15 protein-coding genes are annotated in these 14,706 nt (G+C 43.0%); all 15 read left to right on the top strand.

What is annotated here, in order from left to right:
• The first annotated feature begins 71 nt into the window (after positions 1-71).
• The 15 genes from BW986_RS13340 (at position 72) to BW986_RS13270 (ending at position 14,610) form a co-directional block, all read left to right on the top strand.
• Complete coding sequence (locus BW986_RS13340) at positions 72-1,355, top strand: UDP-N-acetylglucosamine 1-carboxyvinyltransferase (protein ID WP_076368367.1); 1,284 nt, start codon at positions 72-74, stop codon at positions 1,353-1,355.
• Between the two features lie 99 nt (positions 1,356-1,454).
• Positions 1,455-2,417 carry a class II fructose-bisphosphatase gene (gene glpX, locus BW986_RS13335; RefSeq protein ID WP_076368366.1) on the top strand — a complete coding sequence of 321 codons (963 nt, stop codon included), beginning with the start codon at positions 1,455-1,457 and terminating at the stop codon, positions 2,415-2,417.
• A 318-nt stretch (positions 2,418-2,735) separates the two neighbouring features.
• Positions 2,736-4,025, top strand: a complete 1,290-nt coding sequence (gene rho / locus BW986_RS13330) for a transcription termination factor Rho (protein WP_034315849.1) — start codon at positions 2,736-2,738, stop codon at positions 4,023-4,025.
• 149 nt (positions 4,026-4,174) lie between these two features.
• On the top strand, positions 4,175-4,375 hold the full coding sequence (gene rpmE, locus BW986_RS13325; RefSeq protein WP_034315847.1) for a 50S ribosomal protein L31: 201 nt from the start codon (positions 4,175-4,177) through the stop codon (positions 4,373-4,375).
• A 138-nt stretch (positions 4,376-4,513) separates the two neighbouring features.
• Positions 4,514-5,119 carry a thymidine kinase gene (locus tag BW986_RS13320; protein WP_076368365.1) on the top strand — a complete coding sequence of 202 codons (606 nt, stop codon included), beginning with the start codon at positions 4,514-4,516 and terminating at the stop codon, positions 5,117-5,119.
• Between the two features lie 198 nt (positions 5,120-5,317).
• On the top strand, positions 5,318-5,773 hold the full coding sequence (locus tag BW986_RS13315) for a hypothetical protein (RefSeq protein WP_076368364.1): 456 nt from the start codon (positions 5,318-5,320) through the stop codon (positions 5,771-5,773).
• Positions 5,774-5,933: 160 nt separating this feature from the next.
• Positions 5,934-7,004 (top strand): peptide chain release factor 1, encoded by a 1,071-nt coding sequence (gene prfA, locus BW986_RS13310; protein WP_076368363.1) that lies wholly within the window; start codon positions 5,934-5,936, stop codon positions 7,002-7,004.
• On the top strand, positions 6,997-7,866 hold the full coding sequence (gene prmC / locus BW986_RS13305; RefSeq protein ID WP_311316557.1) for a peptide chain release factor N(5)-glutamine methyltransferase: 870 nt from the start codon (positions 6,997-6,999) through the stop codon (positions 7,864-7,866). The genes prfA and prmC overlap by 8 nt, the downstream gene beginning before the upstream one ends.
• A gap of 149 nt (positions 7,867-8,015) precedes the next feature.
• Positions 8,016-8,942, top strand: a complete 927-nt coding sequence (gene spoIIR, locus BW986_RS13300; RefSeq protein WP_076368362.1) for a stage II sporulation protein R — start codon at positions 8,016-8,018, stop codon at positions 8,940-8,942.
• Between the two features lie 292 nt (positions 8,943-9,234).
• Complete coding sequence (locus tag BW986_RS13295) at positions 9,235-10,284, top strand: L-threonylcarbamoyladenylate synthase (RefSeq protein ID WP_076368361.1); 1,050 nt, start codon at positions 9,235-9,237, stop codon at positions 10,282-10,284.
• Positions 10,285-10,358: 74 nt separating this feature from the next.
• Positions 10,359-10,925 carry a manganese efflux pump MntP gene (locus BW986_RS13290; RefSeq protein WP_076368360.1) on the top strand — a complete coding sequence of 189 codons (567 nt, stop codon included), beginning with the start codon at positions 10,359-10,361 and terminating at the stop codon, positions 10,923-10,925.
• Positions 10,926-11,069: 144 nt separating this feature from the next.
• Entirely contained in the window at positions 11,070-11,513 is a 444-nt protein-coding gene (locus BW986_RS13285) for a low molecular weight protein arginine phosphatase (protein WP_076368359.1), read from the top strand.
• A 373-nt stretch (positions 11,514-11,886) separates the two neighbouring features.
• A complete protein-coding gene (rpiB, locus tag BW986_RS13280) occupies positions 11,887-12,333 on the top strand; it encodes a ribose 5-phosphate isomerase B (RefSeq protein ID WP_034315832.1) in 447 nt (148 codons plus the stop codon).
• A gap of 70 nt (positions 12,334-12,403) precedes the next feature.
• Positions 12,404-12,997 carry a TIGR01440 family protein gene (locus BW986_RS13275; RefSeq protein ID WP_076368358.1) on the top strand — a complete coding sequence of 198 codons (594 nt, stop codon included), beginning with the start codon at positions 12,404-12,406 and terminating at the stop codon, positions 12,995-12,997.
• A gap of 371 nt (positions 12,998-13,368) precedes the next feature.
• Positions 13,369-14,610 carry a serine hydroxymethyltransferase gene (locus BW986_RS13270; RefSeq protein WP_076368357.1) on the top strand — a complete coding sequence of 414 codons (1,242 nt, stop codon included), beginning with the start codon at positions 13,369-13,371 and terminating at the stop codon, positions 14,608-14,610.
• Positions 14,611-14,706: the final 96 nt, after the last annotated feature.

Here is a 14,706-nt window from a genome sequence, read left to right as displayed (position 1 = left end):
GCAATTTTCCTGTGGTAAAATATTACTTTTGAAAGTAGCTTCTAAGTGCTTAGCGTGGAAGGGAGTTTATTATGGAAAAACTTAAAATTGCCGGTGGCTATCCTCTAAAGGGAAGCATTCGTGTCAGCGGAGCAAAAAATAGTGCGGTTGCCCTCATTCCGGCAACAATTTTAGCGGATTCTCCCGTAACGATTGAAGGCTTGCCTGATATCTCGGATGTACAGATGCTGAAAGCGTTGATGGAGGAAATTGGCGGTGAGGTATCCTTTGATGAAGGGGAAATGACAGTCAACCCAAGCAGGATGATTTCAATGCCTCTTCCCAATGGAAGGGTCAAGAAGTTACGTGCCTCTTATTATTTGATGGGGGCAATGCTTGGTAAATTCAAAAAGGCAGTGATCGGCTTGCCTGGAGGCTGCCATTTAGGACCCCGTCCGATAGATCAGCATATTAAGGGGTTCGAAGCACTAGGCGCTCAAGTGACTAATGAACAAGGAGCCATTTACCTTAGGGCGGACGAGCTCCGTGGAGCACGCATATATTTGGATGTCGTTAGTGTAGGGGCAACGATCAACATCATGCTTGCCGCCGTTTTGGCCAAAGGCCGCACTGTGATTGAAAACGCTGCAAAAGAACCGGAAATCATCGATGTTGCCACACTGTTGACCAATATGGGAGCGAAAATAAAGGGTGCAGGAACGGATATCATTCGTATTGATGGTGTGGAAAGTTTGCATGGGTGCAAGCATACGATCATACCGGATCGGATTGAGGCCGGTACTTTCATGATTTTAGCCGCTGCTGTTGGTGAAGGGATTCTGATCGATAATGTCATTCCCCAGCATTTGGAGTCACTGACTGCCAAATTAAGGGAAATGGGGATTAATATTGAAGCGGGTGATGACCAGATATTTGTCTCACCGGGTGAAAAATATAAATCCGTTGATATCAAGACATTGGTTTACCCTGGATTCCCAACAGATCTTCAGCAACCTTTCACTTCCCTCTTAACAAAAGCAAGCGGTTCTAGCATGGTGACAGATACGATATATGGGGCACGATTCAAGCATATTGATGAACTGCGACGCATGAATGCGAAGATCAAAGTCGAGGGCAGGGCAGCCATCGTCGATGGTCCTGTCCAACTTCATGGGGCAAAAGTGAAGGCAAGCGATTTACGTGCCGGGGCAGCTCTTGTAATTGCCGGTTTAATGGCTGAAGGGATTACGGAAGTGACCGGGCTTGAACATATAGATCGCGGATATAGCCATCTTGTTGAAAAACTTTCAGGTTTGGGAGCGACGATTTGGCGTGAAGAAATGACGCAAGAAGAAGTGGAGCAGCTTAAAAGCTGATCCCTTTTCTTGTTACCTCATTGTGTTACTATAAATGATATAATGTGTTATACTAATATATAAATAAATCATGCTAGTGTACATGAGGGGGAACCGGAAATGGAAAGAAGTTTATCGATGGAGCTTGTCCGCGTAACAGAGGCGGCGGCACTGAATTCAGCTCGTTGGATGGGAAGAGGAAAGAAAGACGAAGCAGATGATGCAGCAACGACTGCAATGCGGGATGTTTTCAATACTATTCCCATGCAAGGAACGGTTGTAATCGGTGAAGGGGAAATGGATGAAGCGCCAATGCTTTATATTGGCGAAAAACTTGGTACGGGTCTTGGGCCGCTAGTGGATGTTGCGGTCGATCCTTTGGAAGGAACGAACATCGTTGCATCTGGCGGCTGGAATGCATTGGCTGTATTGGCGATAGCCGATAAGGGGAACTTGCTTCATGCCCCGGATATGTATATGGATAAAATAGCTGTCGGACCCGAGGCTGTTGGTCAGATTGATATCAATGCTTCCGTATTGGACAACCTGAAAGCGGTAGCCAAGGCAAAGAATAAAGATATCCAAGACGTGGTTGCCACAGTATTGAACCGTGATCGTCATTCGAAGATCATTCATGAACTTCGTGAGGCGGGCGCACGTATCAAGTTGATCAACGATGGAGATGTAGCAGGAGCCATAAATACGGCCTTCGATCTTACCGGTGTTGATATCCTATTCGGATCTGGCGGTGCTCCAGAGGGAGTTATTGCAGCCGTTGCCTTGAAATGCCTTGGAGGGGAAATTCAGGGTAAGCTCGTTCCTCATAGTGATGAAGAAGTGGCACGCTGTGGAAAAATGGGCCTTGATTTAGGAAAAGTCCTCAGAATGGAAGACCTTGTTCGCGGAGATGACGCAATTTTTGCTGCAACAGGTGTGACTGATGGAGAACTTTTACGCGGTGTACAATTCAAAGGCCATTACGGTGAAACCCAATCCGTGGTCATGCGTGCTAAATCTGGTACCGTTCGATTCATTGATGGGCGTCACAGTCTTAAGATTAAACCGAATGGTTTGATTGACTGATAGCGTTTTTTAGAAAAATCACTTTTAAAAAGCGAGCGGTTTAATCGCTCGCTTTCTCTTTAAAAAAATTTAAGTTGAATAATTAAAATAAAAAAAGTAAAATAAAGCTTGGTCTACTATTGATAATTTAAAATCTGCCCTTTCACTCCAAACTTCAAGAAGCCTTCAAATAATTTTCTTCTTTACATGTAAAAATGTATCATCCTTTCTAAGAAAACTCTGGTCGGGTACATGGATTGCGGTTTTTCTTCCATCTAACAAACCAATTCTTTTTCAGTATGGGTGAAAACGTTTAATTAATAAAAGTGTGGTGTCATAATGAATTTAACTATTTCTAATTTAGAAAACATGAAACTAAAGGATCTATATGAGCACGCCCGTGAATATAAAGTTTCCTATTACAGCAAACTTTCAAAAAAGGAACTTATTTTCGCTATCCTGAAAGCACAAGCTGAGCAGGATGGTCTCCTATTCATGGAGGGCGTTTTAGAGATCATACCTTCAGAGGGCTTCGGTTTCCTGCGTCCAATTAATTATTCTCCAAGCTCGGAGGATATTTATATTTCTGCTTCACAGATCCGCAGGTTCGATTTGCGAAATGGAGATAAAGTCTCCGGTAAGGTAAGGCCTCCTAAAGAAAACGAGCGCTATTATGGATTGCTGCATGTCGAAGCAGTCAATGGCGATAATCCGGAATCAGCTAAAGAGCGTGTCCACTTTCCAGGTTTAACACCGCTGTATCCAAACAGGCAAATTAAACTGGAAACGACACCGAAGAACTTATCGACCAGGATTATGGATGTCCTGGCACCGGTCGGTTTTGGGCAGCGTGGTCTGATTGTCGCACCGCCAAAAGCTGGTAAAACGATGCTCATCAAGGAAATTGCCAATGCGATAACCACAAACCATCCCGAATCGGAATTGATTGTGCTGTTGATCGATGAACGCCCGGAAGAAGTGACAGACATTGAACGTTCCGTCGCAGGAGACGTGGTAAGTTCGACTTTCGATGAAGTGCCGGAAAACCATATCAAGGTGGCTGAGCTGGTATTAGAACGAGCCATGCGCCTTGTTGAGCATAAACGGGATGTCATCATTTTAATGGACAGCATCACTCGACTTGCCCGTGCTTACAACCTTGTCATTCCGCCAAGCGGACGTACGCTGTCAGGGGGGATTGACCCTGCTGCATTCCACCGCCCAAAACGCTTTTTCGGTGCGGCGAGGAATATAGAGGAAGGCGGCAGCCTGACGATCCTAGCTACAGCGTTGGTGGATACGGGTTCAAGAATGGACGATGTCATTTATGAAGAATTTAAAGGTACGGGCAATATGGAGCTGCATTTAGATCGTGCCCTTGCCGAAAGACGCATCTTCCCGGCAATCGATATTCGTCGCTCAGGCACTCGTAAAGAAGAATTGTTAATTCCGAAAGATCGCCTGGATAAACTATGGGCCATTAGGAAAACGATGTCAGATTCACCTGATTTCTCGGAGAAATTCCTTCGCCGTCTAAAACAGACAAAAGGTAATGAAGAATTTTTCAGTAAGCTGGATGAAGAGATGTCAGAAATGAAAAAGGGGCCAGCGAGCGTAAAACGTTCTTAAACCCTGTAAGAAACAAACAGTTGCACAACTAGTCTTAAGTTGTTATAATGAGTTCATGTGTTTTTACAATAAATGTGAGGGTGTTTTTCCCTCAACTTGAAGTATATAACTCTGTTTCGAATGATTCAGGGCATAAGGAGCTGAAAAGAATGAAAACTGGAATTCATCCAAATTATAAGCTTTCAAAAGTAATTTGCTCTTGCGGAAACACTTTTGAAACTGGTTCAGTTAAAGAAGAGATCAAAGTTGAGACTTGTTCAGAGTGCCATCCATTCTATACTGGTCGTCAAAAATTCGCTGAAGCTGGCGGACGTGTTGATCGTTTCAACAAAAAATACGGTATTAAATAAGCCGGAATTTTTAAAAAACAGGCAAGTATTTTTCTTGCCTGTTTTTTCTTTTCCATAAACAAGTAAGAATTTATATAAAGCCGGGTCGACTTCAATTATGGCCAAGGGATCGACAGGTGGAAGGGAGTAGCTGTTTCCATGTATGTAATGAAACAAACAGGCTGGATCGAGCTTATTTGCGGAAGCATGTTTTCAGGTAAATCTGAGGAATTGATTAAACGAGTCAGCCGTGCTCAATTTGCTAAAGAGCAAATAGCGGTATTTAAACCAGCTATTGATAATCGCTATGCGGAAGAGGCTGTCGTATCACATAATGGCTCTTCTGTGATGGCAAAACCGATTGCCCATTCAACGGATATTTTTAAGTATTTGGACAAACCCCTGGATATCATTGCAATAGATGAAGTGCAATTTTTTGATCATGAAATTATCGGGGTTGCCCAGCATCTTGCGGACAGCGGTTATCGAGTGATCATGGCTGGACTCGATCAAGATTTCAGAGGTGAACCATTCGGTCCCATGCCTGTTCTATTATCGCTTGCAGAATCGGTGACTAAGCTGCAGGCTGTGTGTGAAGTGTGCGGATCACCTGCGAGCAGGACACAGCGATTGATAGATGGGGAGCCGGCCTCCTATGATGAGCCGATCATCCTTGTGGGTGCATCGGAATCATACGAGCCCCGCTGCCGCCATCATCACGAAGTTCCGGGTAAGCAGGCTGTTGGGGTTAAAGAACATATTTGAATGATGGTGCCCTATGATCCACTGCGATCGTAGGGTGCTTTTTTTTATGAAGAAATGGTCGGGAACAATTATAAGGGTTGGAAAACTGGGGGTGCATCACCAATACATGGAAGGGAAATAAAAGATAAATATTTCCCCATTTTGGGCAGGCTAACGGGGAAAGGTTCTTCTTAACCAGTCAAAATGGAGGGAAAAGATTTGAAATCGAAACTGCTTATTATGACGGCCTTTCTGCTTGCTGTACTAACGGCATGCGGCCAAAATGACAATGCAATAAATAATGATTCGGAATATGGGGATCAATCCCGTGATGGCAGGGATTTTGTTGGGAAGGGTTTAAATCAAGTATCCAATAAGGATTGGGACAATGAAGCGGAACGGCCATCGGATCAGGTCCTCAATACACCGCATCATACATCCAATAATTCTCCATCCATGGGGCAGCAAATTGATGAAATCCGCGGAGTCATTGAATCGGAAACTAATTATGAGGCAGGCTCCGTTTGGTTTAATGGAAATACCATACATGTTACGGTACATGATAAAGGTGAAATCAAGACGGAAAAAGAAAGAAAAAAGGAATTGCAGCGAATACAGGGCATGATAAACAGGGTTGTGCCTCAATATAATTTAGATGTCGAATTAAAGAAATAACGACATTTTTGAAACCTCTTTGACGTTGATTATTCACCTATACTATAATTAACCTAGAAGTGAACTGAGATGGGGCACTGAGCTACTTATTTATAGTTAGAAAAGATGGATTACTTCCAATTCGTTTCAGATGTTTTGGAAAATTTATGAGGTGAATAATTTGTTTGATCGTTTACAAGCAGTAGAAGATAGATATGAAAGATTGAATGAACTATTGAGTGACCCGGAGATCATTAATGATTCTAAGAAGCTAAGGGAATATTCTAAGGAGCAATCCAGCATTCAAGAGACCGCATCGACTTATAAAGAATATAAAGCGGTTCGTGAGCAACTCCAGGAAGCGAAGGCGATGCTGGACGAGAAACTTGATGCGGAAATGCGGGAAATGGTAAAAGAAGAGATCAATGAACTTGATGAAACCATACAAGGCCTTGAGGATAAACTGAAAATATTGCTTATTCCGAAGGACCCTAACGATGATAAAAACGTGATCATGGAAATCCGCGGAGCGGCAGGCGGAGATGAGGCAGCCTTATTTGCAGGTAGTCTTTACCGAATGTATAGCCGTTTTGCCGAGGTGCAGGGTTGGCGGACTGAAGTCATTGAAGCAAGTCCTACAGGGCTTGGAGGTTACAAGGAAATCATATTCATGATTAATGGCAATGGTGCTTATTCGAAATTGAAGTTCGAAAATGGAGCGCATCGCGTTCAGCGGGTACCTGAAACTGAATCAGGCGGACGGATTCATACATCTACAGCCACTGTTGCCGTTTTACCTGAAGCTGAGGAAGTGGAAGTTGAAATCCATGATAAGGATATTCGTGTCGATACATTTGCATCAAGCGGCCCTGGAGGTCAAAGTGTCAATACGACAATGTCGGCGGTGCGCTTGACTCATATTCCGACTAATACGGTTGTATCCTGTCAAGATGAAAAATCACAAATCAAGAACAAAGAAAAAGCGATGAAGGTTTTGCGTGCCAGGGTGTACGATAAAATCCATCGCGAAGTACAGGCGGAATATGATCAAAATAGGAAGCTTGCCGTTGGAACGGGCGATCGATCCGAAAGGATTCGCACTTATAACTTCCCGCAAAACCGCGTTACCGACCACCGTATTGGTTTAACGATTCAAAAACTGGATCAAATCATGGAAGGTAAATTGGATGAAGTCGTTGATGCATTAATCATGGAAGACCAATCTTCAAGGCTGGAAAATGCAGATGAGTAACTCTGCCGTGAAAGTGTTTGAAGCCCTTAAATGGGCTTCTTCTTTTTTAAAGGAAAATGATCGTGATGCCAATGCTGGGGAAATCCTGTTACAGTACTTTTTAAAACAAACTCGCTCCCAAATGCTCGCCAACCTTCATGATGACCTTAGTGAAGCGGATTTTGGACAATTTAAGGCCGCTATTGAGCTGCATGCTGAGGGAACACCCATTCAATATATAATCGGCAGCGAAGAATTTTATGGACGGACCTTCTTTGTGAATGAAGAAGTGCTCATACCGAGACCTGAAACAGAAGAATTGATTTATTATGCTTTACGTAAAATCCCGGCCATTTTTGTGGAGGGACAGAAGCTTCGTTTAGCTGATATTGGGACTGGCAGCGGCGCAATCGCCATAACCATGAAACTTGAAAAATCAAACTTGTCGGTGACGGCCACGGACATAGCGGAACCATCGCTTGAGGTGGCGCGGAAAAATGCCGAATCACTTGGTGCCGAAGTGGAGTTCATTCAAGGTGATTTGCTTTTGCCTTTCATAAACATAAGCCAGAAGGTGGACGTCCTATTATCGAATCCGCCATATATACCAGATGATGATCATGAATCGATGTCAGTAGTCGTGACAGGTCATGAACCGCATCGTGCATTATTTGCCGGTATCGATGGGCTGGATTTTTACCGCCGCTTTATGGAGCAGTTACCTCAGATCATGAAGGTGCCTGGGCTGATCGGATTTGAAGTGGGCACTGGACAGGGTGAGGCGGTTGCCGATTTATTGAAGCGAACCTTTCCTGCTGCAGAAGTATCCATTATAAATGACATTAATGAAAAAGATCGAATGGTCTTCGCCATATTAAAGTGATCCGTCTTACTATGTGAGACGGGTTTTTTTATGGAAACCACCCTCATTATCTTTTGAAATCTATAATTCCAGCTATCAATTTTTTTATTTTTACTAGTTTAAGATAGCTGGAAAATGGTGAGACTAATTCATGTGAGGGGGCGAAGGCGATGAAAACTAAACATTTAGCCATTATTTATCTATTAATCTTAACTATAGGAACGATCGTAAGTATATATATGCCTAAAGCGGAGATGGTCGGTGCAGAAGCTACGAAGGTGATCCCGGATGAGGCGATTCGTCTGCGGATACTTGCTAATAGTGATGCAGAAAAGGATCAAGCGGTTAAACGTTTGATTAGGGATGAGGTAAATGAAGATATCACAAAGTGGGTCGAGGAACTTACTTCTTTGGATGAGGCAAGGGATGTGATCACCTCGCATCTACCGGATATCCAAGCGACGGCTGAGGCAGTTATAAAGGAACAGGGTTTGGAGCAGTCAGTTAAAGTGGATTTTGGACAAGCAGAATTTCCGACAAAACTCTACGGACAGTATTTATATCCTGCAGGGGATTATGAAGCGGTGATTATCACGCTTGGGGAAGGGGAAGGCGCAAATTGGTGGTGTGTTCTATTTCCCCCATTATGTTTCCTGGATTTTTCAAATGGAACGGCTGTAAGTCAAAGTCCGATTGTCGAGGATGAGGGTGAAGGATCCTTGAGTTCTGGAGGGAAGGCGTATGCTGCAACAAATGAAGAGGGTGAGCCTGTTGCAGAGGAAGAAGTTGAAGATGAAGTGCCGGTTGAAAAGCAAAATGGGCCCGAGGAAGTAGTTAAAGAAGAGGGAGTCGAGGAGAGCGTAAAAGAAGTACCGGAAGTAAAAGAAGAGGTTACAGAGCCGGAAGTAAAGGAAGAAGTGAAAGAAGTGAAAGACAAGGAACAAATGACGGAGGAAGTCGTTGGTGGGAATGTTGAAGAAGATCAGGTTGAACTTGCGGCATCCAATAAACAAGGTCAACAATTATATGAAGGGGAAAAGGAGCCTGAGGTGGAAGTGAAGTCTCTATTTGCAGAAATCTTTAATGATCTATTTTAAAAAAGGGGGCAGATGCCCCCTTTTTATTAAAATCAGATAATTTTGTAAACATATCCACAGGGTTATTAACAAAAAATCAAAAAAGTCTGTCATTAATCATTAATATCCACAAACTTATCCACGGATTCGATGTGGTTATCCCCAATTTGTGGATAAAGCTTGAATTATGTGAATACTTCTTTTATACTTTCAAAGTATCTTCAAGTGAATTTATTACAATAATTTGAGAATATCCTTCATATAAAAGCGATTATATAAAATAAGAAACGTTAAAAAGGCGATGGTGTTCAAGATGAAAACAGAAATTTGGTCAGTGGATAAAAATGTGGATAATTTACAAAGTTATCCCCAGATTACACAATCAGCTGAATTATTAAGGGCAAATCAAGTGGTGGCTTTTCCTACAGAGACCGTTTATGGACTGGGGGCGAATGCCAAAAATGACGAGGCAGTCAAAAAAGTGTTTGAAGCGAAGGGGCGTCCGAGTGATAATCCTTTAATCGTTCACATAGCCTCCGATGAACAGTTGTCAGGTATTGTAGAAGAGATTCCGGAACAGGCCAGGAAGCTAATGGCAGAATTTTGGCCGGGTCCTTTGACTTTGATCATGAAACGAAAACCGGGCCAGCTATCAAACCTTGTGACAGCTGGATTGGACACGGTGGCTGTCAGGATGCCGGATCATCAGGTTGCCCTAGGTCTTATTCGTGCAAGTGATTTGCCCATTGCGGCTCCAAGTGCAAATACTTCTGGGAAACCAAGCCCCACTTCAGCAAAACATGTCGAAGATGACTTGATGGGCCGGATTGCAGGCATAGTCGATGGCGGGACTACAGGTGTGGGCGTTGAATCCACAGTACTTGATTGCACTGTGGAAGTACCTGTTATTTTAAGGCCTGGCGGGGTGACCCTGGAACAGCTGGAAGCGGTAATAGGTGAAGTCAGGCAAGATGTCGCATTGAAGAATAAGGAAGCGGCGCCAAAAGCCCCAGGCATGAAGTATACCCACTATGCTCCGAAGGCCCCTCTATATTTAGTCAAGGGTAATCAAGCTTTCCTTCAGAAGCTTGTGGATGAAAAAAGAACTGACGGGTTAAAGGTGGGCATCATAACGGCTTATGAACATCAACAGGATTATAAGGCGGATTATGTGGTTGTCCCAGGTTCATTAGCGGATTTACATACTGTTGCGACAGGCTTATATGATGCTTTAAGACAGTTTGACGAGCTGGAGGTCGATATCATTTTTAGTGAAATGTTTCCTGACCATGGAATAGGAGCTGCGGTCATGAATCGGCTTGAGAAGGCTGCAGGTCATCAAATCATCAACGAACATGTGTAATAAGGACTGATTTATCCTTCTATTTCTTTTCGGACATGCATAACATGTAGTAGGCACGTCCGAGGGGGATTTGAATGAATACATTTGCTGGAGAAATCATCACCTTATTGCTGATGGCATTCGCGTTGGGAATGGATGCCTTTTCAGTTGGCCTTGGAATGGGGATGTTTAAGCTAAGGTTGAGGCAAATACTTTTTATAGGGCTGACAGTAGGCATTTTTCATATTTGGATGCCCTTGCTTGGAATGGGGGCGGGCCGATTCATTTCAGAAAAATTCGGGACCTTCGCTACATATGCTGGCGGTCTATTGTTGATCATACTTGGTATACAGATGTTTATTCCTGGTAAAAAGGATGGAGCTGGTGCCAGGGATAATAAGATGTTGGCTCCTGTCGGGAAAGGTCTATTCATTTTTGCCTTAGGGGTAAGCCTGGATAGCTTCTCGGTAGGATTGACACTGGGAATTTACGGTGCAAAAACGATTTTAACCGTTCTTTGTTTTGGGTTTGCTGCCACTCTATTAACGTGGGCTGGGCTTTTACTGGGCAGAAAAATGCAGGGCTTGCTTGGCGTGTATAGTGAGATTCTCGGTGGAAGCATCCTGTGTGCGTTTGGATTGAAATTATTACTCTCTTTTTGATCCGCTTGAATTCATATCGTTCCTTCCTCAACTGTTCCGTTTACTGGGACGGTTTTTATTTTTCTTCGGACATAATGAGGGTGATTTTTTTGACTATAATAAACGGGCGATAGCTTATAATGAATAAAAAAGGAGGCGTTAAAAATGATCCGAGTATTATTTGTATGTACAGGAAACACATGCAGAAGCCCGATGGCAGAAGCGATATTGAAAAATAAGAATATTGCGGGTGTTGAAGTGAAGTCCGCAGGCGTGTATGCTTCATCAGGTCAGGATGCTTCGATGCATGCTAAAAATGTATTGGTTGAAAATGACATAGTGCATAATCATCATTCAACGCCCTTATCCAAGGAGGAAATGGAATGGGCGACTCATATTTTCACCATGACGGAAGGGCATAAATCGGTCATTACCCGTGCATACCCCCAAATGATCGATAAGACTTTTACTTTAAAAGAATTCATTATTGGGGATAAATATGATAGAGACATAATAGATCCGTTTGGCGGTTCTGAAGGCATTTACCGGGAAACGTTCAGGGAGCTGCAGGAATTAATAGAAGAATTAGTCAAAATGCTTAAAAAATAAACGGGGTACATAATGTGGTCGCTGCAGTAAAAGATATTACTAAGCTTGTTGACCGTCAATGCAAAGTGTAGGACCAAGGCAGTCCCAAGAAGTGGCTGCCATTGCAGAATGAGCATCTGCTGGAGCGGAAGTGACGGTTACGTCAAGCGAACAAGCGCTAATCATGGAAAGTGCCGAAAAATCGGCTATGGAACTTTAAGTGCAAGCGGTTAGGGTTAACAGGACCATTACCCGCTTTCACACTTGACATTTTACTGCAGGAAGCCCAAGTTGGTTTCCTGCTTCTTTGCGGGGAAAAAGGATGGACATCCTTTATCTTTTCATAATTTTGTGACACAATAAAATCAAATGAAAAAGCTAGAGGAGGATTATGATGAAAGTTGCGATTGCTTCGGATCATGGTGGTATACATATCCGTGAAGAAATAAAGAATTTATTGAATGAGTTACAGATTCCGTTTGAGGACTTTGGCTGTGAATGCAGTACGTCGGTGGATTATCCTGATTATGCCTTGCCGGTTGCTGAAAAAGTGGCGCGGGGTGAGTTCGATCGGGGCATTTTAATCTGTGGAACTGGAATTGGAATGAGCATTGCTGCCAATAAAGTCAAAGGAATACGATGTGCATTGGTTCATGATGTCTATAGTGCGAAATTGACACGCCAGCATAATGATACAAATATGTTAGCGATGGGGGAACGTGTCATTGGCCCGGGTCTGGCCAGGGAAATTGCACAAACATGGCTGACTTCGGAATTTGAAGGCGGGCGTCATCAAAACAGGATCGGTAAGATTGCGGAGTATGAAGGTAAACATAGCTAATTCTTATGGTTTTTTAGAGAGAACCCTTTTCTTCCGATAGCAAGTTTTTTTATTGAAAGGATGCGTTTTCATGACAAGTGATACTACATTTTCAAATGAGCTTGAGATTTGGGAAAACCAGTTTCGGGAACTTTTGCATGAGTTTCAAGAACAGACAGCTTTAAAAGAGAAACAGCTACTGGTGATCGGCTGCAGTACAAGTGAAGTGATCGGGAAAAGGATCGGTACTGAAGGGACGCTCGATGTCGCAGGGATGATTTTTTCCGTAGTCAGGGATTTTCAAGGGAAAACGGGTGTTCAAGTTGCATATCAATGTTGTGAGCATCTAAACAGGGCCTTGGTTTTACAAAGGGAAGCCGCGGTTCGATATGATTATGAAGAAGTTTCGGTTGTACCTGTAAGAACAGCTGGGGGATCGATGGCGACGTTTGCCTATCAGCAATGGAAAGATGCTGTCGTCGTCGAGCATATTAAAGCGGATGCGGGGATTGACATTGGGGATACCTTCATTGGCATGCATCTGAAGCATGTGGCGGTTCCGATTCGCTCTGCCATTAAAGAAATAGGACATGCACATGTGACCATGGCAAAAACACGTCCGAAACTGATTGGCGGGGAGCGGGCCGTTTATCAGGACATTTCTGATAACAAGAGTTGTACTTAATGGGTAAGTGGGACAGCATTTCTCGGATGGGGAATGCTGTATTTTAATTGAATGCAAGCGAAATCGTAAAGCCCAAGATAAGGTTCACAAAAAAAACATTACTTTATAGTGCTGATAGAATGGTGATTTTGCTTATGAAATATAGGGTTAAAGAGCTATTTAGCAGAATTTCGATGTTAAATACGAACGTTTTTAAATAAAAAAACATTTAACGTTCGATAAAATTAGACTATCACTTCTAAATTAGACATGTTAAAATGGAGTAGAATTTTCTAATAACTATTGGTAAGGCTTTTTCATGCTTTTTTGAAGGCATGTTGCACATAAATACTAAAAAGCGAATCACGCACAATTTGAGGAGGAATTACGGAATGAATCGTTTAGCAAAGCAAGATGAGCAAGTGTTTAACGCAATTCAACTGGAATTAGGGCGTCAAAGAAGTAAAATTGAGCTTATTGCTTCTGAAAACTTCGTGAGTGAAGCTGTCATGGAAGCACAAGGATCGGTCTTAACTAATAAGTATGCAGAAGGATACCCTGGAAAACGTTACTATGGCGGATGTGAGTATGTAGACATCGTTGAAGATCTAGCACGTGAGCGTGCGAAAGAAATTTTCGGAGGGGAGTATGTGAACGTACAGCCCCACTCTGGAGCTCAAGCCAACATGGCCGTTTACTTTACTGTTCTTCAAACTGGAGACACAGTGCTTGGGATGAACCTTTCGCATGGAGGTCACTTAACACATGGAAGTCCAGTTAACTTCAGTGGTGTTAACTACAATTTTGTTGAATATGGTGTAGACGAAAAAGATCACCGTATCGATTACAATGATGTATTGGAAAAAGCGCGTCAGCACAAACCGAAATTGATCGTTGCGGGTGCAAGTGCATATCCACGGGAAATTGACTTCAAGCGATTCCGTGAAATTGCAGATGAAGTCGGGGCTTATTTAATGGTCGATATGGCGCATATTGCAGGTTTAGTTGCGGCTGGATTACATCAAAGCCCGATTCCTTATGCTGACTTTGTAACGACAACCACTCATAAAACACTTCGCGGACCACGCGGAGGGATGATCATCTGTAAAGAAGAATTCGGTAAGAAGATTGATAAATCCATCTTCCCTGGAATTCAAGGCGGTCCGTTGATGCATGTTATATCTGCAAAGGCTGTTGCATTCGGCGAAGCGCTTCAAGATGAATTTAAAGTATATGCACAACAAATCATCGATAATGCTAAACGTTTGGGCGAAGGTTTGAAGAAAGAAGGCTTCACCCTTGTTTCTGATGGAACGGACAATCACTTGATTCTTCTTGATGTGCGTTCTACTGGATTAACGGGAAAAATCGCAGAACATGTTTTGGATGAAATCGGTATTACCGTGAACAAAAATGCGATTCCTTATGACCCGGAAAAACCATTCGTTACCAGCGGTATACGCATTGGGACTGCGGCGGTGACATCACGTGGCTTCGGATTGGAAGACATGGATGAAATAGCTGCAATCATTGGACTTGTTTTGAAAAATAATGAAGACACAGCTAAACTTGAAGAAGCAAAACAGCGTGTTGAATCATTAGCGAACAAATTTGAATTATATCCTTCATTGTAATATCGTAGCCGCTCCCTTTAAAGGGTGCGGTTTTTTTGTATCTTATGGAAGGCCGGTATTAGAAGAATCCGAATAGTGAAAATAGGTCTGACATCT

Source organism: Peribacillus simplex (assembly GCF_900156045.1).
GTDB classification, from domain to species: Bacteria; Bacillota; Bacilli; order Bacillales; family DSM-1321; genus Peribacillus; species Peribacillus simplex_D.
The sequence above is the reverse complement of the archived record's forward strand: the minus strand, read 5'-3'. Positions and strand labels throughout refer to the sequence as shown.